Source organism: Tumebacillus lacus, from assembly GCF_026410385.1.
GTDB lineage: Bacteria > Bacillota > Bacilli > Tumebacillales > Tumebacillaceae > Tumebacillus > Tumebacillus lacus.
Map to the genome: position 1 here is coordinate 27484 of NZ_JAPMLT010000012.1, position 23280 is coordinate 50763.

The 23280-nt window shown below is 59.1% G+C and carries 26 protein-coding genes; 10 read left to right on the plus strand and 16 right to left on the minus strand.

All coding sequences use genetic code 11. The features are described 5' to 3' along the window. Positions 1-125: 125 nt before the first annotated feature. Together ilvA and OS242_RS17100 are read left to right on the plus strand one after the other, a co-directional pair. On the plus strand, positions 126-1331 hold the full coding sequence (gene ilvA / locus OS242_RS17095; RefSeq protein ID WP_267152910.1) for a threonine ammonia-lyase: 1206 nt from the start codon (positions 126-128) through the stop codon (positions 1329-1331). Then, positions 1331-3499 (plus strand): cell division protein FtsA, encoded by a 2169-nt coding sequence (locus OS242_RS17100; RefSeq protein ID WP_267152911.1) that lies wholly within the window; start codon positions 1331-1333, stop codon positions 3497-3499. The genes ilvA and OS242_RS17100 overlap by 1 nt, the downstream gene beginning before the upstream one ends. A 1-nt stretch (position 3500) precedes the next feature. Here the strand turns inward: OS242_RS17100 and OS242_RS17105 are convergent, their stop codons facing one another. The 5 genes from OS242_RS17105 to OS242_RS17125 all read right to left on the minus strand — a co-directional run bounded on the left by OS242_RS17105 (position 3501) and on the right by OS242_RS17125 (position 6852). Continuing rightward, a complete protein-coding gene (locus OS242_RS17105; protein ID WP_267152912.1) occupies positions 3501-3638 on the minus strand; it encodes a hypothetical protein in 138 nt (45 codons plus the stop codon). A gap of 95 nt (positions 3639-3733) precedes the next feature. Continuing rightward, positions 3734-4162, minus strand: a complete 429-nt coding sequence (locus OS242_RS17110) for a Fur family transcriptional regulator (RefSeq protein ID WP_267152913.1) — start codon at positions 4160-4162, stop codon at positions 3734-3736. Positions 4163-4326: 164 nt separating this feature from the next. Continuing rightward, on the minus strand, positions 4327-4722 hold the full coding sequence (locus OS242_RS17115) for a Fur family transcriptional regulator (protein WP_267152914.1): 396 nt from the start codon (positions 4720-4722) through the stop codon (positions 4327-4329). Positions 4723-4879: 157 nt separating this feature from the next. After that, complete coding sequence (locus OS242_RS17120; protein WP_267152915.1) at positions 4880-6277, minus strand: Na+/H+ antiporter NhaC family protein; 1398 nt, start codon at positions 6275-6277, stop codon at positions 4880-4882. Further along, complete coding sequence (locus tag OS242_RS17125) at positions 6274-6852, minus strand: DUF502 domain-containing protein (RefSeq protein ID WP_267152916.1); 579 nt, start codon at positions 6850-6852, stop codon at positions 6274-6276. The genes OS242_RS17120 and OS242_RS17125 overlap by 4 nt, the downstream gene beginning before the upstream one ends. 89 nt (positions 6853-6941) lie before the next feature. Here OS242_RS17125 and OS242_RS17130 point away from each other — a divergent pair, with 89 nt between their 5' ends. Continuing rightward, a complete protein-coding gene (locus OS242_RS17130; protein WP_267152917.1) occupies positions 6942-7547 on the plus strand; it encodes a lytic transglycosylase domain-containing protein in 606 nt (201 codons plus the stop codon). A 67-nt stretch (positions 7548-7614) separates the two neighbouring features. On the opposite strand, the gene cax is transcribed toward OS242_RS17130, so the two are convergent. After that, the gene (cax, locus tag OS242_RS17135) at positions 7615-8658 is read right to left on the minus strand and encodes a calcium/proton exchanger (protein ID WP_267152918.1); all 1044 of its coding nucleotides are present in this window, start codon (positions 8656-8658) and stop codon (positions 7615-7617) included. Positions 8659-8815: 157 nt separating this feature from the next. On the opposite strand from cax, the gene OS242_RS17140 reads away from it, so the two are divergent. Further along, positions 8816-9457, plus strand: a complete 642-nt coding sequence (locus OS242_RS17140; RefSeq protein WP_267152919.1) for a helix-turn-helix transcriptional regulator — start codon at positions 8816-8818, stop codon at positions 9455-9457. A 75-nt stretch (positions 9458-9532) separates the two neighbouring features. On the opposite strand, the gene OS242_RS17145 is transcribed toward OS242_RS17140, so the two are convergent. After that, positions 9533-9808, minus strand: coding sequence for a GIY-YIG nuclease family protein (locus OS242_RS17145; protein WP_267152920.1), 276 nt, complete (start codon positions 9806-9808; stop codon positions 9533-9535). 57 nt (positions 9809-9865) lie between these two features. Between OS242_RS17145 and OS242_RS17150 the strand changes: the two genes are divergently transcribed. The 3 genes from OS242_RS17150 (at position 9866) to OS242_RS17160 (ending at position 14639) form a co-directional block, all read left to right on the plus strand. Further along, positions 9866-11632, plus strand: a complete 1767-nt coding sequence (locus OS242_RS17150; protein ID WP_267152921.1) for an ABC transporter ATP-binding protein — start codon at positions 9866-9868, stop codon at positions 11630-11632. After that, complete coding sequence (locus OS242_RS17155) at positions 11633-13654, plus strand: ABC transporter ATP-binding protein (protein ID WP_267152922.1); 2022 nt, start codon at positions 11633-11635, stop codon at positions 13652-13654. A gap of 106 nt (positions 13655-13760) precedes the next feature. Then, positions 13761-14639 (plus strand): phosphatase PAP2 family protein, encoded by an 879-nt coding sequence (locus tag OS242_RS17160; RefSeq protein ID WP_267152923.1) that lies wholly within the window; start codon positions 13761-13763, stop codon positions 14637-14639. Between the two features lie 6 nt (positions 14640-14645). Here the strand turns inward: OS242_RS17160 and OS242_RS17165 are convergent, their stop codons facing one another. The 7 genes from OS242_RS17165 to OS242_RS17195 all read right to left on the minus strand — a co-directional run bounded on the left by OS242_RS17165 (position 14646) and on the right by OS242_RS17195 (position 19814). Then, on the minus strand, positions 14646-15125 hold the full coding sequence (locus tag OS242_RS17165; protein ID WP_267152924.1) for a dihydrofolate reductase: 480 nt from the start codon (positions 15123-15125) through the stop codon (positions 14646-14648). Continuing rightward, positions 15122-15916, minus strand: coding sequence for a thymidylate synthase (locus OS242_RS17170; protein ID WP_267152925.1), 795 nt, complete (start codon positions 15914-15916; stop codon positions 15122-15124). The genes OS242_RS17165 and OS242_RS17170 overlap by 4 nt, the downstream gene beginning before the upstream one ends. An 81-nt stretch (positions 15917-15997) precedes the next feature. After that, positions 15998-17524, minus strand: coding sequence for a solute symporter family protein (locus tag OS242_RS17175; protein WP_267152926.1), 1527 nt, complete (start codon positions 17522-17524; stop codon positions 15998-16000). A gap of 11 nt (positions 17525-17535) precedes the next feature. After that, positions 17536-17880 carry a DUF485 domain-containing protein gene (locus tag OS242_RS17180; protein ID WP_267152927.1) on the minus strand — a complete coding sequence of 115 codons (345 nt, stop codon included), beginning with the start codon at positions 17878-17880 and terminating at the stop codon, positions 17536-17538. Positions 17881-18042: 162 nt separating this feature from the next. Next, positions 18043-18411, minus strand: a complete 369-nt coding sequence (locus tag OS242_RS17185; RefSeq protein WP_267152928.1) for a 2Fe-2S iron-sulfur cluster-binding protein — start codon at positions 18409-18411, stop codon at positions 18043-18045. After that, complete coding sequence (locus OS242_RS17190; protein ID WP_267152929.1) at positions 18404-18829, minus strand: DUF309 domain-containing protein; 426 nt, start codon at positions 18827-18829, stop codon at positions 18404-18406. Before OS242_RS17190 ends, OS242_RS17185 begins: the two co-directional genes overlap by 8 nt. Before the next feature lie 100 nt (positions 18830-18929). Further along, positions 18930-19814 carry a GNAT family N-acetyltransferase gene (locus OS242_RS17195; RefSeq protein WP_267152930.1) on the minus strand — a complete coding sequence of 295 codons (885 nt, stop codon included), beginning with the start codon at positions 19812-19814 and terminating at the stop codon, positions 18930-18932. Between the two features lie 287 nt (positions 19815-20101). Between OS242_RS17195 and OS242_RS17200 the strand changes: the two genes are divergently transcribed. After that, positions 20102-21064 carry an HD-GYP domain-containing protein gene (locus tag OS242_RS17200; RefSeq protein WP_267152931.1) on the plus strand — a complete coding sequence of 321 codons (963 nt, stop codon included), beginning with the start codon at positions 20102-20104 and terminating at the stop codon, positions 21062-21064. Positions 21065-21144: 80 nt separating this feature from the next. Here the strand turns inward: OS242_RS17200 and OS242_RS17205 are convergent, their stop codons facing one another. After that, entirely contained in the window at positions 21145-21321 is a 177-nt protein-coding gene (locus OS242_RS17205) for a hypothetical protein (RefSeq protein ID WP_267152932.1), read from the minus strand. A gap of 156 nt (positions 21322-21477) precedes the next feature. Between OS242_RS17205 and gerPC the strand changes: the two genes are divergently transcribed. Both gerPC and OS242_RS17215 read left to right on the plus strand, forming a co-directional pair. Next, entirely contained in the window at positions 21478-21735 is a 258-nt protein-coding gene (gerPC, locus tag OS242_RS17210) for a spore germination protein GerPC (protein WP_267152933.1), read from the plus strand. Positions 21736-21762: 27 nt separating this feature from the next. After that, entirely contained in the window at positions 21763-22536 is a 774-nt protein-coding gene (locus OS242_RS17215; RefSeq protein WP_267152934.1) for a GDSL-type esterase/lipase family protein, read from the plus strand. A 123-nt stretch (positions 22537-22659) separates the two neighbouring features. Here the strand turns inward: OS242_RS17215 and OS242_RS17220 are convergent, their stop codons facing one another. Then, entirely contained in the window at positions 22660-23241 is a 582-nt protein-coding gene (locus tag OS242_RS17220; protein WP_267152935.1) for a hypothetical protein, read from the minus strand. Between the last annotated feature and the right edge of the window lie 39 nt (positions 23242-23280).

Sequence of the window (23280 nt, forward strand, 5' to 3'; positions counted from 1 at the left end):
ATGGTAGAATGTAGCTATACTTTCTATCCTACTTTACTAAACTAAAGGATGCAAGCGGGGAAAGGCATTTCCCGTCGTTTTCATATCATTTACAATCGTTTTTGTTACAGAAAGGGTGTATCGGTTTGCTGACACAACAAGACTTTTTGAAAGCGCAGGAAAACCTCAAGGGGGTCATTCACTGCACACCGCTGGACTATTCGAAGACGTTCAGCGATTTGTCGCAAAACCAGATCTACCTTAAATTGGAGAACCTGCAAAAGACCGGCTCCTTCAAGATTCGCGGCGCGTTTCACAAGATCGCCTCGCTGAGCGAAGAGGAGCGCAAAAACGGCGTGATCGCCGCATCGGCCGGCAACCACGCGCAAGGGGTCGCCTTCGGTGCAGCCAGCGCGGGCATCCCCTGCATCATCGTGATGCCGGAGTCTGCCCCCCTCGCCAAGGTGGAAGCGACGTCCGCCTACGGAGCACAAGTGATCCTGAGCGGCAAAAACTATGACGAAGCGTACGCGCGCGCTTTGGAACTGCAAAAAGAAAAAGGCATGGCCTACGTCCACGCCTTTGACGACCGCGACGTGATCGTCGGTCAAGGCACCATCGCCTTGGAGATCCTCGAACAACTGCCGGACGTCGACGTGCTGGTCACGCCGATCGGCGGCGGCGGCCTCGTCGCCGGCGTGGCGGCGGCTGCCAAACTGATGAAACCGGAGATTCAGATCGTCGGCGTGGAAGCGGCAGGTGCAGCCTGCATGCGCCATTCGCTCGACCAAGGCTGCCTGACAACACTGGAGTCTGCCGCGACGATCGCCGACGGCATCCTCGTGCGCCGCCCCGGCACGATCACCTTTGAAATGACGCGCGCGCACGTCGACCACGTGCTCACCGTCGAAGAAGACGAGATCGCCAAAGCGATGCTTCTGTGCATCGAGCGCAACAAAATGGTCGTCGAAGGGGCGGGCGCGACCGGCCTTGCCGCCGTCATCTATGACAAACTCCCCTTTAAAAATAAAAAAGTCGCCGTCCTGATCTCCGGCGGCAACGTCGACGTCAACTTCCTTTCCCGGATCATCGAACGAGGTCTGGTCGAAGCGGGCCGCTACCTGCGCATCGCGACCAAAGTGCCCGACAAACCGGGCGTTCTCCAAGACGTGCTGAAGATCTTCGCCGACGAGCGGGCGAACATCATCGGCATCCAGCATCACCGCATGGGCAACCACGTTATGCTCGGTGAAGCGGAGATCGAGATCGACGTCGAGACGCGCGACCTGCGCCATCAAGAGCTGATCCTGCAACGCCTGCAGGAGATGGGCTACGGGGTGACCACACGCTGATGGAACCGATATTTGCGCTCGACATCGGCACCCGCTCCGTCGTCGGGCTGGTGGCGGAGCACACGCCGGACGGTCAACTGCGCATCCTCGCCACCGACGTGCGGGAACACACCACCCGCTCGATGCTCGACGGGCAGATCCATGACGTGGTCGAGGTCGCCGAGATCATCCGCAAGGTCAAGACAGGCCTGGAAGAAAAAACAGGCCTGTCTTTGCGCCACGTCGCCGTCGCGGCGGCCGGCCGCGCCCTCAAGACGGTGCGCACCCGGGTTGACCGCGATCTGGAGAACGACCGCTTTTCCGAAGACGACGTGCTCGCCCTCGAACTGACCGCCGTCCAGCAGGCGGAACGCCAATTGGTCGAACTGACGCCCGATGCCGCCCGCTACCACTGCGTCGGCTACACGGTGCTGCACTACCTGCTCGACGACAGCGTAATCGGTTCGCTGATCGACCAGTGGGGGCTGAAGGCGAGCGTGGAGATCATCGCCACCTTCCTGCCCCGCGTCGTCATCGACTCGCTGCAGATGGCTTTGGAGCGGGCCGGGCTGTCGATGGCCGCTCTGACGCTGGAGCCGATCGCCGCGATCAACGCGCTGATCCCGCCGACGATGCGCAAATTGAACCTCTGCCTCGTCGACATCGGCGCCGGCACGTCCGACATCGCGCTGACGGCGGAAGGCACCGTCGTCGCCTACGGGATGGTTCCCGTGGCAGGCGACGAGATCACCGAGGCGCTGTCTCAAAAATACCTCCTCGACTTCCCGGTCGCCGAGCGGGTCAAGCGCGATCTGATGACCGAAGAGCACGTCTCTTTTACCGACGTGCTGGGCATCCCCTATGAAACGCCCGCCCGCGACGTGATCGCGTCCTTGCACGAAGAGGTGAGCAAGCTCGCCACGCTGATCGCCCGCGAAGTCAAGATGCTCAACCAAAAAGGTCCGGCGGCCGTCATGCTGGTCGGCGGCGGCTCGCAGACGCCGATGCTCCCGCCCCTGCTCGCCGCCGAGCTCGGCCTGCCCAAAGAGCGGGTCGTCATCCGCGGCACAGACGCCATCGGACAGCTGGCAGCCCAGCACGAAGGCTTGTCCGGCCCGCAGGCGGTCACGCCGATCGGCATCGCCTTGGCCGCCCTGCATCACCCGGTCTCCTCCGTTGCCGTCAAAGTCAACGGCCACTCCCACCGCCTGTTCGAGTTTCGCCGCATCACCGCCGGTGACTGTCTGCTCGCCGCCGACGTCGACATCCGCAAGCTCCACGGCCGCCCCGGACTCGCGCTCACCGTCGAGGTCAACGGCCGCCTGAAAGTGTTGCGCGGCACGCTCGGTACCCCGGCACAGTTGCTCGTCGGCGGCCGACCGGCCAAACTGGACGACATCATCCAGCACGGCGATGAAGTCGAAGTGATCGGCGGCACGTCCGGCACCGACGCGTCCGGTACCGTCGCCGACGTGCTCGACGACAGCGTGCGGCCGTTCGCCCTGACCTTTGCGGGCCGCGAGCGGCTGTTGCCGCCGGTGATCCTGTTGAACGGCGTCCCGGCTCAACTCGACACGCCGCTGACAGATCGTGCCAAGATCGAAACGCGCATGCCGCAGACCGTCCGAGATGCGCTGCTCTTGCTCGACCTGCCGCAGGAGGAGCGCGACATGCTGCTCGATCCTCCCGTTCTGCGCGTCACCGTCGACGGCCAGTCCGTCTCGCTGCCCGCTGAACGCCTGCGCCTCACCGTCAACGGCGAACCGGCCGCACTGACCGCTCCACTCCGGGAAGGCGACGTCCTCGACATCGAGGATCTGCCGCCGCAGCATTACCCGATCCGATTCTTTTATGACGAATCGCTGCATCCGGCGCAAAGCATCGGCGTAATCGTCAACAACCGCCCGGTGACCGTCGAAGGCCCGCGGCCGCCCGTCTACCGCAACGGACAAAAAGCCGCGCTCGACGATCTCGTCGAGGACGGCGACAACCTCGTCTTCCAGAGTGGACAGGCCCTCTCGCCGCACGACGACTGGCAGCCGGTGCTCAGCGATCTGTTCCGCTACATCGCCATCGAAAAGGAACGTCCGGCGCACGCGATCGACCTGAAACTGTCTCTCAACGCCCTTCCCGCCACCTTTACCACGCCGCTTCATCACGGCGCGGTCGTGACGATGGAATGGGTCTAGCTCAAGGGATCACAACGCCCCACTTTTCCACCATCGCGTTGAAATACAATTGCACACCGGCAATCGACAGTCCCATCAGCGCGACGAACAGGATGATCCATCTGTCCCGCGCCCGCATTTTCCTCGCAGGTTTTTTCATGGTTGCCATACGCCTCCTTTTTTTGATACCTTTCCCAATTGACCTGCACAAAAAACGCCCGTCCCCAAAGAGGACGAGCGTTTTTTGTGTATCATTCAATTGGTCTGGCATGTCGGACAGACGCCGTAAAACTCCAGCCGAAACGAGCCCAGTCGGTAGCCGGTCGCCAGCACCTCCGGAGAGACGATCAGTTCCTGCGCCGGACTCGGCACATCGCGGACCTCGCCGCAGGACTCGCAGACCAGATGAGCGTGCTCCGTGTCGTTGCCGTCGTAGCGGCTCGACCCGTCGCCGTATTTCAATTCGTGGATGACTCCGAGTTCCTTCAGGCGATGCAGCGTGTTGTACACGGTCGCCATGCTGATGCCGGAAAACTCCTCACAGACCCGGTTGTACACCTCATCAGCTGTCGGATGCTCGTGCGTCTCCTTCAGATAGCGCAAGATCATCTGCCGTTGCGGCGTCAGGCGCACACCGCGCTCCTTCAAGTCAGCCAGCGCCTCTGGAAAGCTGCTTCTTTGCATCGTGTACGCACCTCACCCTGTATCGCTTCGCATCCTGTAGATGCCGCAGATTCACATATTGATACTAATATTGTACTGAGACTTATTATCACGTGTCAACCGTCACAAAAAAGACCCTCGTCCAATCTGCGAGAGTCTTTTTTCAAAGCTTGTCCATCCAATGGTCAGGAAGCATGTATTTTGTTCGAACTCACTTCTTGGCAGTCGCCGCACTGTCCGTAGTATTCCAATCGATACGAACGGACGGTGAATCCTTTAGCTGCCAGTTCCGGCGTCTCCAACTGCGACTGCGGCGGGCACTCGATGTCGATCAGGCCGTTGCAGGTCTGACAGACCAAATGCGCGTGTTCCGCGTCGTTTCCGTCAAAACGGCTGGACATGTCCCCGTAAGACAATTCACGAATCACACCCAGTTCTTTCAGCATGTTCAACGTGTTGTAGACGGTCGCCAGCGAGATCCCCGGAAACTGCTCGCCGATTTTGTGATACACCTGCTCAGCGGTCGGATGTTCAACCGTTTCTTTCAGATACTGCAGGATCACTTGACGCTGCGGCGTCAAGCGAATCCCCCTGCTTTTCAAATCAGCTAACGATTGACTATAATTTCTCTTTTGCATGACCCTTCCCCCCGTCTCTAAAGCAACGTTAACAAAAAAGGCTACCCATTTGCTTTAAATTTTACTAACTATTGGGAAGGATGTCAATTCAGTTTGGAAATCATTTGTCGAGTTTTATCTGATTTTTTCTGAAGTTTAGTACTAAATATGATAGGAACGTTACAGTTATCAAACCCCAGAGGTAAAAAGCGTACGGAAGATAGGTCGCGGTCGCAATGCCGATTGCTGTCGAACAGAGGATGCCGTGCAGATTCCACGGGATCAACGGCGAGCTCACGACGCCCGAATCGGCGATGGCTCGCACCAGATAACGCGGCGGCACGCCCATCCGGTCATACGTGCCGCGCAGAGCCCGCCCCGGCACGATCACGGAGATCGACTGGTTGCAGCCGAGCATGCCCATCGCGACCGACATCCCCATCGTCAGGAGCAGCAGTGAGCCGATGCGTCTGATCCGCTCCAGCAGGCGACCGATGATCGTCTCCAGCATGCCGCTAAGCTCCATCACGCCGTTCATCGCACCGGCGAACAGGATCAACAGCGCCATGTTCAGCATCGGCCAGACCCCGCCGCCGTGCAGCACCGTCCGGCCCTCGGCCGTCAGATCGTAGCCGAGCCAGATCGTGCGCAGTGCGTCGGGCAGCGAAGCGTCCTGTACCGTCACCGTCAGCAGCACCCCGGCGAAGATGCCGACCGACAGCGAGCGCAGGATCTTCACGCGAAACAGCGCCAACGCGAGCACCACCGCCGGCGGGACGAGCACATACCACGGCATGGCAAACGTATCGAGCAGCACCAATACCAAGGGGTTGGACAGCGGATCGCCGCCAGGGCCTGTCGCTTTGCCGTATCCGAGCCACGCAAACAAACCCGCGCTCACGATCAGCATCGGAAACCCTGTCTGCCACATCGGTCTGTAATTGTCCTCCGCTTTCGTCCCGGTCATGCCCGCCACGAGGTGAAACGTGCCGGAGACGGGCGACACCCGGTCGCCGATCATCGCGCCGCAGATCAGCGCGCCGCCGATGAGACCGGCCGGGATCTCAAACGCTGCGCCGATCCCGGCCAGCGCCGCCCCCATCGTCGAGAGCGTGCCGACAGACGAACCGAGCGCCATCGACCCGATCCCCGTCAATAAAAAGACGGTGACGACCAGATACTCCGGACGCACCAACTGAATGCCGTACCAGATCATCCCCGGCACCGTGCCTGACGACATCCACGACGAGATCAGCGCGGCGATCATCAACAGGATCCCGATCACAAAAAACGTGCTTTTCAACCCCCGATACGTGCCGACCCCTGTCGACCATACGCCACGGCCGCACCAAAGGGCGATCGCGCAGGCGACCGCCCATCCGGCGACGAGTCCGACATACAAAGGCACGTCCAGCCAAAAATGGGCCGCGAGCAGACCCGCGACCACCACCGCAAACGGCAACACCGAGAGAGAAAGCGGGATCGGAGCGGCCGTTTGCACTTGCTTTTGATCGATCATTTCCCCGACATGCCCCCCGACAGGATGAAGCGCATCGCTTCCTCCGGCGACACGTCGAGCACTTCCACATGCTCTTTGGGCACGAGGAACGTGATCCCGGCCACCTGAAACGTCTGCGGCACATAGATCGCGACGTGATCCTGCAGCGAATCGCTGAGGGCGGCCACATCTTCTGTCGTAATAAACCCGACCATCTTCATCGGGTTGTTCGGCACGGTGATCAGCGCCACTTTGGAGAACGATTTTTTCTCGCCGAAAAACGACTCGAACGTCTCTTTGATCACTTTATAGAGCGTTTTCACAAACGGAATGCGCGACACGATCCGCTCGATCCAGCGGAAGAACCACGAGCTCAGCCAATGCGTCGCCAGCCAGCCGACAACGGTGACCAGCACGATGGTCAAGAGCAGGCCGAGGCCCGGCACGTACATCCCGTCGCCGATCTCCTTGCGCAACAGATTGCCCAGCAGGCTGTCGAGAAACTGGAAGATCTGCACGACGACGTAGACCACCAGCGCGATCGGTGCCAGCGTCAAAATGCCGTTCACGAAAAATTTGATTAGATTTTTGAACAAGAACGTTCCCCTCCTCTTCTCTCCAGTTTACCGCCGGATCTTTTTCGAGTAAACTGGAGACAACCATTTTGAAACGCAAGAGGTGTGATATGGACGTCAAGCTGCTCGCAGCCCTGATGCGCTCGCAAATGATGTCGAGCTCGATCTTCTCCGATTCGAAAACTTCCGGGAGCGATTTCGCCGCCCTGTTCTCCACCCTGCTCGCCGACACGACCGCATCCACCGGCGGCAAGCTGGCGCAGACCGCTCTCTCGACCGTTCTGCCGGGCGCTGCCCCCCTGTCGCTGCAGCGGGCCCTCTCGCCGCAGGGCCGCTCCCAACCGAGCGAGTACGACGCGATGATCGAGGCGGCCGCCGCGCAGCACGGTGTCGATCCCAACCTGATCAAGGCGGTCGTCCGTCAAGAGTCCGGCTTCAACCCCTACGCCACCTCCAAGGCGGGCGCAGGCGGCCTGATGCAACTGATGCCGGCCACCGCACGGGGCCTTGGCGTCGAGAACGTCTATGACGCCGCACAGAACATCGACGGCGGCACCCGCTATCTCAAGCAGATGCTCGACCGCTACGACGGCGATGTCCAGATGGCCTTGGCCGCCTACAACGCCGGCCCCGGCAACGTGGACAAGTACGGCGGCATCCCGCCCTTTGGCGAGACCCGCCGCTATGTCTCGAACATCATGAGCCGATTGAACTGATCTCCACACCAAAAAGAGCCTGCCCCGCATCCGGGACCGGCTCTTTTTTCTTGTTCTTGCTCTCACTCTAGAGATAGTAGAAGCCAAGGCCGATGATCACATAGGCACCCAGCGCCATCGCGCCTTCCAGCCAGTTTGACTCGCCGTCCTGCGCGAGGAAGTTGATCAGCAGCACCGACAGCGCCATCGCCGCCAGTTCCGGCCACGAAAAGACCAAAGACATCGGGTTGCCGAGCGCGAGGGAAGCAAAGACCAGCACCGGCGTGACGAACATCGCGATCTGCAAGGACGAGCCGACGGCGATCTCCAGCGCCACGTCCATCTTGTTTTTCCACGCCATCAGGATCGCCGAGGAGTGCTCCGCCGCGTTGCCGACAATGGCGACGATGATCACGCCGATAAACACTTCCGACCAGCCAAGCGTCTCGGAGACGCCGGTGATCGTGTGGACCAGCAGCTCCGACTCATAGGCGACGGCAGCGGTGGCGACGGCGAGGATCGTGATCGCCTTGCCCATGCTCCACTCCGCCTCTTCTTCTTCCATGTCCTCCGTGTAGTTGAACAGGTTGCGGTGCGTGTACAAAGAGAAGAAAAGTCCGAGGAGATACAGGATCAGCACGACCACCGACACGCCGATCGACAGGCTCATGTCGATGCTCGGGTTGGAGAGATGGAAGATCGCCGGGATCACCAGCGCCACCACCACGCCGAGCAACATCATCGCCGAGTTGGTGCCGGCGATGGTCTGGTTGAATTTTTGCTGCGGATACTTGATGCCGCCGACGAGGAAGGACAGCCCGGCGACCAGCAGCAGGTTGCCGATGACCGAACCGGTCAGCGACGCCTGCACGACAGAGGTCAAGCCTTTTTGCAAAGCGAAAAAGGCGATGATCAGCTCGACCGCGTTGCCGAACGTCGCGTTCATCAGACCGCCGATCTTCGGACCGCTGTGGATCGCGATGCTCTCCGTCGCGCGTCCCATCACGCCGGCAAGCGGAATGATGGCGGCGCAGGCGATGGCAAACAGAGCCACCTCGCTCCAGTGCAGCATCTCGCCGATCACGCTGAGCGGCAGGAAGATGATCAACAAAATAAGTAAGATTCGTTGCATAGAGGGAAGATTCTCCTTTCCAGTCATTCATTTTGACAGTATCACGCTGTAATTGGAAAATCAAGCCACCCATTTTCTAAGCTTTTTAGTTTCAAAATTTACTTGCACGCCGAATGCGTATATACTGGTAGTATCGAAACAAGAGGAGGTGACGCCTGTGGCAAACCAAGAGACCAGCACGCGCCGATCGATCATCACCATGCTGCGCACCGAAGGACCGCTGAGCGCGGGTGATCTGGCGGAGCGCATCGGCATCACCGAGATGGCGATCCGCCGTCACATTGCAACGCTCGAACGCGATCATCTCATCTATCCGACGACGATTCGGCAACCGATGGGGCGTCCCGCAAAAGTCTATCAACTGACCGAGGAAGCGGACGACCTCTTTCCGAAAAACTACCACGCTCTGATGCTCGACCTGCTCGACGACCTCGTGCGCGTCGACGGCGAAGACAAGATCGGCCAGCTCTTTGCCCAGCGGGAAGAACGCCTCGTGCAGCAATACGAAGCACTGCTGGCAGGCAAGTCGCCGGAGGAGAAAGTCGCAGCCATCGCCGACCTGCAAAACAGCAAAGGCTATCTGGCCCGCTATGAAGCAAAAGACGACGGGTCCTTTGAGATCATCGAATACAACTGCCCGATCGCCCAGGTCTCCAAGCACTATCCGCAGACCTGCTCCTGCGAGACCAACGTGTTTCGCCGCGTGCTCGGCATGGACGTCAAACGCTCCGAATGCCTGGCTGAAGGGGGCAAGAGCTGCGTGTTCAAAGTCAGCCGACTCGAACAGGCTGCCGAATAACCACAGGGCAACACCTTGGAAAATGCGCTCTATACAGGGCGCGTTTTGTGTTAGTATGAGCTTCCAGTTCTGGTCTCATTCACCCAGACGCCCCGCCCCCGGCAGCAGGCAGACCCGCTCGGCCATCGCCAGCTTCTGCGCCCGCGTCAGCCGCTTGATCTCGATCTCGCGGCGCAGGGCGCTGGAGCGGTCCGGTTGCAACTCCGCATAGCGCAGGAGCAAAGGCCCCCGGCCGCGCGTATATTTGGCACCCTTGCCGGATGCGTGTTGGAGCAGTCGGCGCCGCAGGTCGGACGCGATGCCCGTGTACAGCGTGCCGTCGCCGCATTCTAAGAGGTAGACTGTGACCATACATATGACCTCGATGGATTGATGGAGTACCTGAATTATAGCCAAAAGGAGCGGACCATGAAACCATTTCTTACTCTTCGCGAGTTTATCTATGCCCACCGCCGCGAATATCTGCTTGGGATCTTCTGGGTCTTCTTTGTCGACCTGCTCGGACTGGTCACGCCCCGCCTGCTCGGTCACCTGATCGACGATCTGAAGGCAGGCGGGCTCGACAAGGCGGGCGTACTGTACTACGTAGCACTGATCCTCGGCATCGCCGTGCTGGTCGCCGTCTCCCGCTACTACTGGCGGATCTACATCATGGGCACCGGCCGCAAAGCGGAGATCTGGCTGCGCGACCGTTTCTACGCCCACCTGCAAAAACTGTCGCCAAACTTTTTCAATCACCACAAGACAGGCGATCTGATGGCCAACGCCACCAACGACCTGAACGCGATCCGCATGACGCTGGGACCGGGCCTGCTCTCGGCGGTCGACCCGACGTTTGTCCTGACCTTCACGATCCTGATGATGCTCTATACCGTCGGCTGGAAGCTCACCCTGTTCGCCTTGCTGCCGATGCCGGTGATGGTGATCACCGTCACGCTGTTCGGCCGCCTGATCCACAAACGATTCGGCGAGGTGCAAGCCGCCTTCGGGTCGCTGACCGACCGCGTCCAAGAAAACTTCGCCGGCGTCCGAGTTGTCAAAACCTTCGTACAAGAAGACGCGGAGATCGCCAAATTTACCGCTGAAAATACGAACAACTACAACGCCAACCTGCGTCTGATCCAGGTCAACGGCATCTACAACCCGCTCGTGCAGTTTGTCGGCGTCCTCTCTTTCCTGATCGCGCTGTCCTACGGCGGCATCCTCGTCGTGCGCGGCGAGATCACGCTCGGCGAGTTCGTTGCGTTTAACACCTACCTCGCCTTGATGACGTGGCCGATGATGGCGATCGGCTTCGTTATCAACCTCTACCAGCGCGGCGCGGCCTCGATGGAGCGGATCAACGAGATCCTGCACACCGAGCCGGACATCGCCGACGCCCCTTCGACGCTGGAAAAGGCGACGCTGGAAGGCAGCATCGAATTCAACCGTCTCACCTTCACCTACCCGGGCACAGCTACGCCGGTGCTGAAAGACATCACATTCCGCATCGAGCCCGGTCAGACGGTCGCTTTGATCGGCCGCACCGGCTCCGGCAAATCGACGATCCTGAACCTGCTACTGCGCCTCTACTCCCCGGAGCCGGGTCAACTGCTGCTCGACGGTGTCGACATCCGCTCCATCCCGCTGGCCACCTTGCGCACCGAGATCGGCTACGTGCCGCAGGAGAATTTCCTCTTTTCCAAGACGATCCGCGACAACATCGGTTTTGCCGGGCAGCCGAGCGGCCAGCCGTTCACGCAAGAGCAGATCGAAGCGGCCGCCGCACTCGCGCAGGTGCACGGCAACATCACAGACTTCCCGCACAGCTATGACACGATGCTCGGCGAACGCGGCGTCACCCTGTCCGGCGGGCAAAAGCAGCGCGTCTCGCTGGCCCGCGCCGTGATCAAAAATCCGAAGATTCTGCTCCTTGACGACTCACTCTCCGCCGTCGACACGCACACCGAGGAAGAGATCCTGCGCGGACTGAAGCAGGTGATGGAAAACCGCACCTCGCTGATCGTCGCGCACCGCATCTCGACGATCCAGGAGGCGGATGAGATCCTCGTCCTCGACCAAGGACAGATCGTCGAACGGGGCCGCCACGACGACCTGCTCGCTCGGCACGGCATCTATTATGAAATCTACCAAAAACAACTGCTCGAAGAGCGCATCGCACGGGAGGTGGACTGAGTGGCAAACATCCATGAAGAGGAACAGCTGGAAAAAAGCTACGACGGCCGCCTGATGCGCCGCTTGCTCGGCTATGCCAAACCGTTCAAGGGCATGATCTTCCTCTCGATCCTCCTCCTGCTGGTGATCACCGTCGCCGACCTCGCGCGGCCGCTCCTGATCCAGACCGCCATCGACGATCACATGAACGTCGTCGGAGCAAAGTTTGTCCCGTCGCAAAACGGCGAAGAGATCAACCTCGAAAAGAGCTACCGATACAGAGATCTGCTGCTCGTGCGCGAAACGGATCTCACCGCCGAGCAGAGAGCGCAGGCGGGAGACCGCCCCCGCTATCACATCGAAGAGCCGTCCTCCGGCCAGTACGTGATGGTCCACTCCGGCACGGGCACCGCCATCCCGATGAGCACAGACGAGATCAACGCCTTCAAAGACAAAGAAGTGAACGCCCTCACCCGGATCGGTCTGATCTATCTCGTTCTGATCGTCTCCTCCGCCGTCCTGAACTACATTCAGACGATCATCCTGCAGCGCACCGGCCAGCGGATCATCTACAACATCCGCCAACAGCTGTTCACGCACCTGCAGCGGCTGTCGATCTCCTTCTTCGACAAAAACCCGGTCGGCCGCCTCGTCACCCGCGTGATGAACGACACCGAGGCACTCAACGAGATGTACTCGAACATGATGGTCACCCTGTTCAAAGACGTGTTCATCCTGCTCGGCATCGTCGTGATCATGTTCAACAAAAGCGTCGAGCTCGCTCTGATCTCGCTGGTCTGCATCCCGCTGGTCGTGATCACCTCGCAGATCTACCGCTACTACGCCCGCTCCGCCTTTCGCGACACGCGGGTCAAACTGGCGCGGATCAACGCGACGCTCGCCGAAAACATCGCCGGAATGCGGATCATCCAGATCTTCCGTCAAGAAAAACGAATGCACGGCGAGTTTGACGAGATCAACCAAGCGTATTTCCGAGCTTCCTGGCGCGAACTGATGACGTTCGCCGTCTTCCGCCCGTCGATGGAGTTTTTCTCCGCCCTTGCCCTCGCCATCCTGATCTGGTACGGCGGCGGCAAAGTGCTGGACTCGACGCTGCAGATCGGCGTGCTCTATATGTTCATCACCTACATCCAGCAGTTCTTCCAGCCGATCAACGACCTGTCGGAGAAATACAACATCCTGCAGTCGGCGATGGCCTCCTCGGAGCGTCTGTTCCAACTGCTCGACACGCACGACACGATCCCCGACCCGGCCGCGCCCAAGGGGCTCGCAGGGGTCAAAGGCCGCGTCGAATTCAAAAACGTCTGGTTCGCCTACGATGGGGAGAACTGGGTGCTGCGCGACGTCTCCTTCACCATCGAGTCGGGCGAGACGGTGGCGTTCGTCGGTGCGACAGGCGCGGGCAAGAGCTCGATCCTCTCGCTGATCTCCCGCTTCTACGACATCCAAAAGGGCGAGATCCTGATCGACGGCGTGAACATCAAAGACGTTCGCCAAGAAGATCTGCGCCGCTTCATCGGCGTCGTGCTCCAAGACGTGTTTCTCTTCACCGGCACCGTCCGCGACAACATTCGACTGGCCAACTCGGCGATCACCGACGAGACGATCGACCGCTCGATCCGCTACGTCAATGCCGACTCGTTCATCGAAAAGTTGCCCGGGAAATTAAACGAGCAGGTACTGGAGCGTGGAGCCGGATTTTCCGCCGGAGAACGGCAACTGCTGGCATTCGCCCGCGCCTTGGCGTTCGATCCGGCGATCCTCGTCCTCGACGAAGCGACGTCAAACATCGACACGGAGACGGAGAGCCTGATCCAAGACGCGCTGGTCAAACTGACGCACGGCCGCACGACCATCGTCGTCGCCCATCGCCTGTCGACGATCCAGCACGCCGACAAGATCATCGTCCTGCACAAAGGCCGCGTCCGCGAGACCGGCAATCACCAAGAACTGCTCGCCCAAGGCGGCATGTACTACAACCTCTACCAACTGCAATACAAAGAGGCGTTCCAACCGGCGTGAAACCGGTAAAGATTGTCAAAAACCTGCCCCCGTTGGCAGGTTTTTTTGTGCCCTCACTCCGAAGCGGCGTGATATAATAAAGTTCGCTAAAGAGAGGAGGCACACCATGACGATGAAAAAATGGCTGTGGCCGCTGTTGATCCTCGCCACCGCACTGGTGCTGTACGGCATCGTGCAGGTGCAAAACTGGGGCGTCGGCTGCGTCGTGTTGATCCTGCTCACCCTGATCGGCGTGAAGCATGACCAGACCGACATCCCGTGGAAAAAGTTTTTGCCCATCGGCTTTCTCGCGCTGTTCTTTCCGTTTGCGATGTACAACTGGGCCGGCCCGTTCTGGAGCATGGTGACCGCTTGGCAGACGGAGAGCCTGCAGCATTATTTTAAATGGAACGAATGGTTTGCCTCGATCCCGTACAACGATGCGGAATGGCTGCGTTTTTACACCCCGGAGTGGCTGGTGCGCGGCATCGGCTGGATCTACTGGTACGGCTTCACACTGTCGTTCTGGGCCTGCATGATCCGCGCGTTCTTCACCAAGGACGCGAAAAAGATGCTCCACTACGCGCTCGCCGGATTTGTCCTGCAGACGCCGTTGATCCTGCCGTTTTACAACACGATCTTGCTCGAAGAAGTCTGGTACGTCTACGGTCAGCCCGACATGCTCTCGCCGTGGTATCGCACCTTGGGTGCAGACGCCCCGTCGTGGGTCTTGAACTGCTTCCCGAGCATGCATACGTCGATGGCGTTTGCGATGCTGTTGATGGCGCGTCGCGAGAACTCCCGCTATTTCCGTAGGTTGATGGGCACCTACTGCTCGCTGATCATCTTCTCGACGATGTATCTGAAGATCCACTGGGTCATCGACGTGATGGCCGGCATGCTCTTTGCATACGGCGTGGTCAAACTGGCCGACGGGATCATGCACCTCTTGGGACGACCGGCCCGCCGCAAACTCCAACAACAACAAAAAGAAGCTGCTCTCTGATCGAGATCAGCTTCTTTTTTCATACACGAGAAACGTGTGCGGATGCGGATTTTTCTCATCGACTGTGCCTTTTGTCTCCGAGAGCAGCGTCCATTCCGACAGATCGAGCGACGGAAAATACGTATCGCCTGCAAACCGTTCGTGAATGCGGGTCAGATACAGTCGGTCTGTCTTCGGCAGCAGCATCTGAAAAATCTCTGCTCCGCCGATCACAAACAGGTCCTCCCCCTCGTGCAACGCGATCTCCTCCACCGAATGAATCACGTCGCAACCGGGCGCCGCGTACTCTTCCTGACGGGTGAGCACGATGTTTTTTCGCTCCGGCAACGGGCGTCCGATCGACTCATACGTCTTTCGTCCCATCAGCACCGGATGGCCGAGCGTCGTCCGCTTGAAATACTTCAGGTCGGCAGGCAGATGCCACGGCATCTTGTTGTCTTTGCCGATCACGCCCGCTTCATCCATCGCCACGATCAAAGAGATCATACGGCCACCGTCCCTTTGATCGCCGGGTGCGGATCATAGCCGACCAGCGTGAAGTCCTCATATTTGAAGTCAAAAATATCTTGTACAGCCGGATTGATCTGCATCGTCGGCAACGGGCGCGGCTCGCGGCTCAGTTGCAGGCGGATCTGCTCGACGTGATTGGAATAGATATGCGCATCGCCGAGCGTATGCACAAACTCCCCCGGCTGCAGGCCGCACACCTGCGCGACCATCAGGGTCAGCAGCGCGTAAGACGCGATGTTGAACGGCACGCCAAGGAACACATCGCCCGACCGCTGATAGAGCTGGCAGGACAGTTTCCCCTCGATCACGTAAAACTGGAACAGCGTGTGGCAAGGTTGCAACGCCATGTCGCTCAGCTCACCGGCGTTCCATGCGCTGACGACCAGCCGCCGCGAGTCCGGGTTGCGCTTGATCTCGTCGATCACGTTTTGCACCTGATTGATCACCCGGCCGTCCGGGCTCTCCCATCTCACCCACTGCTTGCCATAGACCGGGCCGAGGTCCCCGTTTTCGTCCGCCCATTCATCCCAAATGCGGACGCCGTTTTCTTTGAGATACCGGATGTTCGTCTCACCTTTCAAGAACCACAGCAATTCATGGATGATCGACTTCAGATGCACCTTTTTCGTCGTGACCAAAGGGAACCCTTGTCCCAGATCAAAGCGCATTTGATAGCCGAACACGCTGTAGGTGCCCGTCCCGGTGCGATCTTCTTTCTTTGTTCCGTTTTCCAGAATGTGCGCACAAAGGTCGAGATATTGCTGCATCACTCACGCCTCCTCTGGCTCTATGTTGTCTCTATCTTACATGAAAAAAATCCTCCAGCATATACTGGAGGATTTTTTCTCTTAGTGATCGACCGCGCTGCTGACACCGACCCCGGTGTTGGCACGGACGACGATTTCGTCAAAGTTGTCTTTCTCTTGCTTGTTCGCGAAGATCTTCGCCCCGAGGTACGCGCCGAGGAAGCCGAGCGGCACCGAGACGATCGCCGGAGAACCGAGCGGGAAGATCGCCGATGCTTTGTCCATGACGTTCGGCGAGATCAGGATCAGGCCGACCGACCCGATCAGACCGGTCAGCATGCCGGTGACTGCGCCGCCGGTGTTGAACTTCTTCCAGAACAGCGTCAGGATGATGACCGGGAGGTTTGCCGACGCCGCTACGCAGAACGCCAGCGCGACCAGGTAGGAGACGTTCATCTTTTGCGCGCCGAGAGCGAGCAGGATCGAGAAGACCGCCATGCCTACCGATGCCCAGCGCGCCGCTTTGATCTGCTGTTGCTCGGTCGCCTTGCCGCCGCGCAGAACGTGCGAATAGAAGTCATGCGCAAACGCCGAGGCTGCCGAGATGACGAGGCCCGCGACGACCGCGAGGATCGTGGCGAACGCGACAGCCGAGATGAAGGCGAGGAACAAGTTGCCGCCCAGTTGTTGAGCGAGCAGCGGCGCTGCGAGATTGCCCGCCGCGTTTGCTTTCGAGATCGCGTCCTGGCCGACGAAGTACGCAGCACCGTAGCCGAGGATCGGAGTCATCAGGTAGAACAGGCCGATGATCCAGGTCGCGTACACGACCGATTTGCGAGCGGTCACCGCGTCCGGGACGGTGAAGAAGCGGATCAGGATGTGCGGGAGACCGGCGGTGCCGAGCACCAACGCAATGTTGAGCGAGATGCTGTCGAGACCGGCCGCAAACGTCGTCGGGGCAGGCGGCGTGAGCGCTGCTTGGCCGACTTTTTCCGAGACCGCGTTGAAGAACTCAATCGGGTTGTACGAGAAGTGAGAGAGCACCATGACCGACAGCGCGATCGTGCCCCCCATCAGCAGCACCGCTTTGACGATCTGGACCCACGTCGTCGCCAGCATGCCGCCAAACACGACGTAGACGGTCATCAGGATGCCGATGACGATGATCGACGTCTGGTAGTCCCAGCCGAGCAACAGTTTGATGATCGCGCCTGCGCCGACCAGCTGCGCGATCATGTAGAAAGTGGAGATCGCCATCGTGTTCAGCGCCGCCACCGAGCGGATCGTTTTCGTGTTGAAACGCGTGGTCAGCGCGTCAGCCAGCGTGTATTTGCCGAGATTTCGCAGCGGTTCCGCCACGACGTACAGCACGACGAGATACGCCACCAGATAACCGATGGAGTAGAAAAATCCGGAGAACCCTTTCAGCGCGATGGCACCGGCGATGCCGAGGAAGGAAGCGGCCGACATGTAGTCACCCGCGATGGCCATCCCGTTCTGCCAGCCGGTGATGCCGCCGCCCGCGACGTAAAAGTCGGTCGCCGAACGGTTGCGGCGTGCGGCCCACCACGTGATCAAAAGAGTAATGCCAATAATCAGACAAAAAAAGATAAAGGCCGAAGTGTTCACAGGTACCCCTCCTATTTGCCGCGCAGAGCCTGTTGCTTGATCTGCTCTGCTTGTTCGTCAAACTTGTTCGCCTTTTTGCTGTAGGTCATGCACAGCACCCACGTCATGATAAACTGTGCAAAGGCGAACAGATACGCCCAGTTCAGCGCGCCGATCGCCTTTTCGTTCAAGAACGTGAAGTAGGCGGTCGACACAGGCAACGTCAGGTAGAAGATCATAAAGAAAATAACGTTCGGAACGATAAACTTTTTCTTCGCGCTAAGCAGCGATTTGAACTCATTGGAATGGGCGATTGCACTCCAATTTGGCTCTGCCGCCTCTTGACGCTTGGCTGCGGACGACTGTTGACCGGCCACAAGGATTCCCCCTTTTACATGAAAACGATAACTTGCAGGTTTACTGTCCAGTTTAGTATACCAGACAACTCCCCTTCGCAACAATAAATATTCAGAAATTTGTAATATATAACGCAAAAAACCCGCCGTGAATGAGAGCGGGTTTTGAAAATATGACTCGTTTCACTTTTCTTTTTTCTCTTCCGCTTCCCGGCGAGCCGCTTCCAACTGCAAACGGATCGTGCGGCGAAGCGGATCTTCCGGGACGATCACTTCCGCGTCGCCGTTTACGACACACTGGCACCCGAGCCGATAGCCGTCCTTGAGCATCTGCTCGCTGAGCATGTGCTTTTCCATGCGGCTCAGCGGAGCGGGCTGTGCCTCGGTGCGGATCTGCACTTTGCAAGCGGTGCATGCGCCGCGACCGCCGCATTTGCTTTGCAGCATCACTTTGGCATGCCTCGCCGCCGCGAGGATCGTCGTGCCGTTGCGGGCGACGATCGTTTTGTCATGCGGTTGAAAATGCAGCGTGCTTTTAAACGAATTACTCATCTGTGTCCTCTTCCTCTCCTGCCCACGGCTCGGTCGGCAGCGGCGTGCCGTCGAGCAGCCAAAGACGGATCGGCTCGATCCCGAGCCGCGCCACCTCCTCGCGCTCCATCTCGACACAGACCGGGATGCGCGCGAGACTGCTCTCCAGCCAGGCCAGCACATGCTGCACATCCAGCGCGCGAAACTCCGGCGCATACGGTTGCAGCAGTTCCATTGCTCGGGCAAACAACGCCCTTGCTCCGGCGATGTTGCCGACGCGCAGATGGTACGACCCGACCGCGACCTGGATCAGCCCTTTGTAAAAGTTGATGCGCTCGCTGTGCCAGTAACTCTCCAGCACATCGTGGGCTTCATAATATTCTTCTTCGTTCACATATCGGATAAAATGGAGCATTTCCTCCGGGTGTTGTTCCCTCATCGCTGTCGAACTCCCTGTCCTTCAGACTTTCCCTTTCCATTATAACAGGAAAGAACAGGAACAGGGATGCCCCTGCGCGCAGGCGGGCACCCCTGTCTCCTCACACCTCTTTGCCAAACACATAAAACGAATGCTCTCTCGAATGGCCGGTGCGAAAATTCGCCCGCAGCGCGTCTGTCAGCTCGCGGTCCGCCCCTGCGAGTTGGATCGTGACCCGCTCGCCCGGACGTGCCATCCGCACCGCGCCGGCCGCTGCCGCCACTCCGGCGTCTGTCGTCGCCGCGACCAGTTGCAGCACGCGCAGCTCGCCCTGATGCACCGCATAGAGCGCGATCCCGGCGACCTCCTCGTCCTGCTCGGCGACGACCACGCCTTTGCTCCGTCCCTCGTGCTCCGCCAGCTCCTCAAGCAACGGCAGATCGAGCGACACCGTCTTGCGAAAATCATCCGGACAGGTCACCGTCCCGTGCGACGCCAGGTGGCCGTCCTGAGGGCGCAACCAGCGTTGCACCGTCTCTGCGTCGTCGGTCAGATACACATCGTCGACCAGCCTCACCAACCGGCTCGCCCCGTCGCGGCGCAGGCCGCTCCACCGTGTCCACCGCACCCGCGCCGTAAAGCCGAGACTTTGCATCATCTTGCGCACCCGCTCGTTGCCAAGCCTCGTGTTCAGGCGGATCACCTCCGCTCCCCTGCTCATCGCCTGCTCCTCGACATACGCGGTGAAACGGGTGCCAATGCCCGCCCCCTGCCGCCTCGGCGCGATCCGCATCCATTGCAGCCACGCCTCGCCTTTGCGCGGAAACACCGCTTGGCAACAGCCGACCACTTCGCCGCCGCTCAACGCCACATACCAGCCATCCGGGTCGGCATGGTAGCGCTCCCGCATTCGCTTCTCTCGCTCCTTTTGCGGACGCTTCGTGAACAGCGGCGCCATCGCCGGCACATCGCGCAGGGTCGCTTCACGAAAGTGCAGGCCCCGCATATACGCACCCCCTTCTCGTCTACACACTATGGACGAACAGCCGGATTGGTGCCTCCTACATTTTCCTTTACATTCTGCGGAAAAATTAATAAAGAGCAGAAAATGTCTTCAAAAATGCTTAGTTTAGGTGTAAGATAAAGAGAAGCTTATGTCGAACACCGTCGATTACTATTCTTTTCCATTTTTATACCCGACTTATAACCCGCTTACACTCATATCCATTTCTATTTGGCAGGTGACCCCTATTGAAAATGCTCCCCCTCACCGAGATTTCGGAAGCTCATACCTTGGCTCGCCCGATCTACAGCCCGGATCAGCAGATTCTGTTGAATCGGGGTGCGCGCATCAAGGCCGCCTATAAAAAACGCTTGGAAGAGATCGGCGTGCTCAGCGCTTACGTGGAGGACGAATTTTTAGGCACGATTGAAGACATCGACCCGATCAGCGACGTCGTCCGTCTGCAAGCGATCTCCACCGTGCGTGAAGCGTTTACCCGTGCTGCTGCGAAGAAACCGCTGAACATCGACGACCTGCTCAAAGTGGCCAACGGGATCACCGACGATCTGCTCGCCAACCGCGGCTGCCTCGTCCAGTTTCTCGACGTGCGTGCGAAAGAGATCTACCGCTACGCTCATTCGGTCAACGTCTGCCTGCTCTCGACGTTGACGGCGATCGGTCTTGGCTACGACATGCTGAAAGTCAAACAGGTGGCCATCGGCTCCTTGTTGCATGACATCGGCTACGCGACCGCCAAAGAGGAGAGCGACCACCCGATGGAAGGATTCAGCTTGTTGCGCAAATACCCGATGATCGGCGTGCTCGGCGCGACGATTGCCGTGCAGCATCACGAGCGCATCGACGGTACCGGTTACCCGCGCGCCCTCAGCGGCGAACAAGTCCACGAGTACGCGCAGATCTGCGCCCTCGCCGACATGTACGACCACCTGACCAACGGCGAAGACGGCACCCGCACCTTGCCGCACTACGCGCTGGAAAAGATCATGTCCGAGATGGGCGCGTACCATGAAAAGGTGATCACCGGATTTATCCGCAACATCGCCCCGTACCCGGTCGGCACCACCGTCAAGCTCAATGACGGTCGCACCGGCAAAGTGATCGCCGTTCCGCGCGGCCTGCCGTTGCGCCCGGTGGTCAAGCTGTTGGCAGACGGCGAGATCTTGTCTTTGCTCGATCATCCGACGCTGTTCGTGACCGAAGTCATCGACGACCTCAGTAAGATCAGCGCCTGACAAACGTGACAAAAAGCCCTCCACGCTGGTGGAGGGCTGTTATTTTTATTCAGATATCGATGCAATCGCTTTCAAAGCGGTTATCTTTTGCCCAGGTAGCTCAGGTAGATGTACCAGTCGTACTCCTCTTCCAGACCATGGGACTCCAGTTCGCGGTAGTACGCGAGAAACTCCTCGCTCGTCATGCCAAAGCGCTGTTCGCACTCCATGACATACGCTTTCATTTCCGCCGTCTTTTGTTCCATGTATTGTTGCATTGGTGACATTCCCCTCTCCGTTGTGTTCAATCTGTGGTTTGAGTATATCACATTCTATGCGGAATCGTCGATATATGACATACTATTTTCGTCACCAATTTTTGGCCGCCTACATACGATGAGGGGAAGAAATCTCGCAGGTTGGGAGGACGATGCATGCACCCGCTCCAACAGGAAAACTATTACCTTCGCCAGCGCGTCTTCGAACTGGAGCGCGAGATCCAGCACATCCGGCTGATGCTGGCGGCCAAGACGCTGATCGTGGAGAACATCGAGATCCGGCTCGACAAGATCAAGATCGACAATCTGAGCGGAGCCTTGCAGATCGGGCTGACGCATCAGGTGGAGCAGATCAACGACAACAGCATCCACCTGCCTTCGCTCAAAGACTGCGGACCGAGGCTCCGGCTCTGATCCTGAAGAGAAGCGAGGTGACAAGACGTGGCGGACACCGCCGGACAGCGGCTGCTCGTCGCCCTCGGCGATTCGATCACCGCCGGGGTGGGCGGCAAGTGGAACAAAGGGTATGCCGAGCATCTCCATGAGTTGCTGCAACGGAAGCACGGGGAGTTGAAATTGGTCAATTGGGGGATACCGGGACTGACCATCCCGCGCCTTCGCAAAGCGATTGCGAAGGGAGAGCATCTGCATGACACGATCCAAGGGGCGTCGATGATCGTGATGACCATCGGGGGCAACGACCTGCTCGGCACGTTGCCCAAAAAGATGCCTGCCGATCTGGAAATGCTGGCGGAGCGGCCCAATCGGCAGTTTGCCCGCGACTTGGACGAACTGATGTTGACGATTCGGTCGTTGACGCGGGCGCCGATCTATCTGGGCGACCTGTACAACCCGTTTCCGCAGTCGGAGTATGCGGCGCGATTGATCGGCATGGTCAATCGGATCTATCTGCACCCGTTGGCGGATCGGTACAGCGGCGTGCACATCGTGCACTTGAACGACGTGCTGCGAGGTCAGGAGTCAACAGTGATCCAATACTACAAAAGCGGCACCCTGCGCGACCTCAAGCGCTGGTGGCGACGCCCGATCCACCCCAACGACACCGGTCACCAACTGATCGCCCGCGCCTTCCACTCCATCATCCGATCCACCGAACCACCCAAACCCAAACAAAAACCCAAACAAAAGTCAAAATCAAAACCAAAATCCCCTACCAAACCCAAAAATCAAAACCCCTACCGCCCACGCCACTAACCCCACTCCCATCCAACCACACCCTCTCTACCCACCACTCACCCAACCAAACCCTCTCCGTCTTCCCCCCTCCCCACGCCAAGCGACCCTCTCCGTTGCGGAGAGGGTCGCTTGGTTTGCTCGTCAGTTGTTGTTTGAGTTGCCAAAAAACTGCATCGCCATCTTCATCAGACCGTCCAGATCCATGCCGCCGCCTTCTGACGACGCACTCCCGTCAGCTGCGGGCGGCGTCGACTGCGGGCCCATGCCAGGCATCATGCCGGGCATCCCCGGCATCATCCCCGCCCCCGGATACGGACGCGGCCCCATCGGCCCGCCCCACGGCTGGCGCATCGGCATCATCCCCGGCATGCCGGGCATCCGCGGCGCACCGGTCGCAGCGGCCGATGTGCCGCTCTCTTTCCCGCTGCCGACCTTCGACCACACGTTGCCGATCACGCCCTTGAGCATGTTCAACATCGCCGGATTGGCCAAGATCATCTTCAACAGCCCGCTGTCGAAAAACCCCGCCGGCACCACCGACGACGTCCGCATCATCTCCGACACGTTCACAGCCAGCCGCAGATATTCCTCTTCCGACAGCTTGGCCTTCATCGCCTCGCGACGGATCAACCGGTGCAGGTTCTCGTCCATCACAAAAGCACGTTTTCGCGCGCGCGGCACCGCCTTTTTCGCCGTTCTCCGTCGCACGGTTCGCTTTTGCATCGCTCCTCCTCCTCTCCTGATCGTAAACGAAAACCGAGA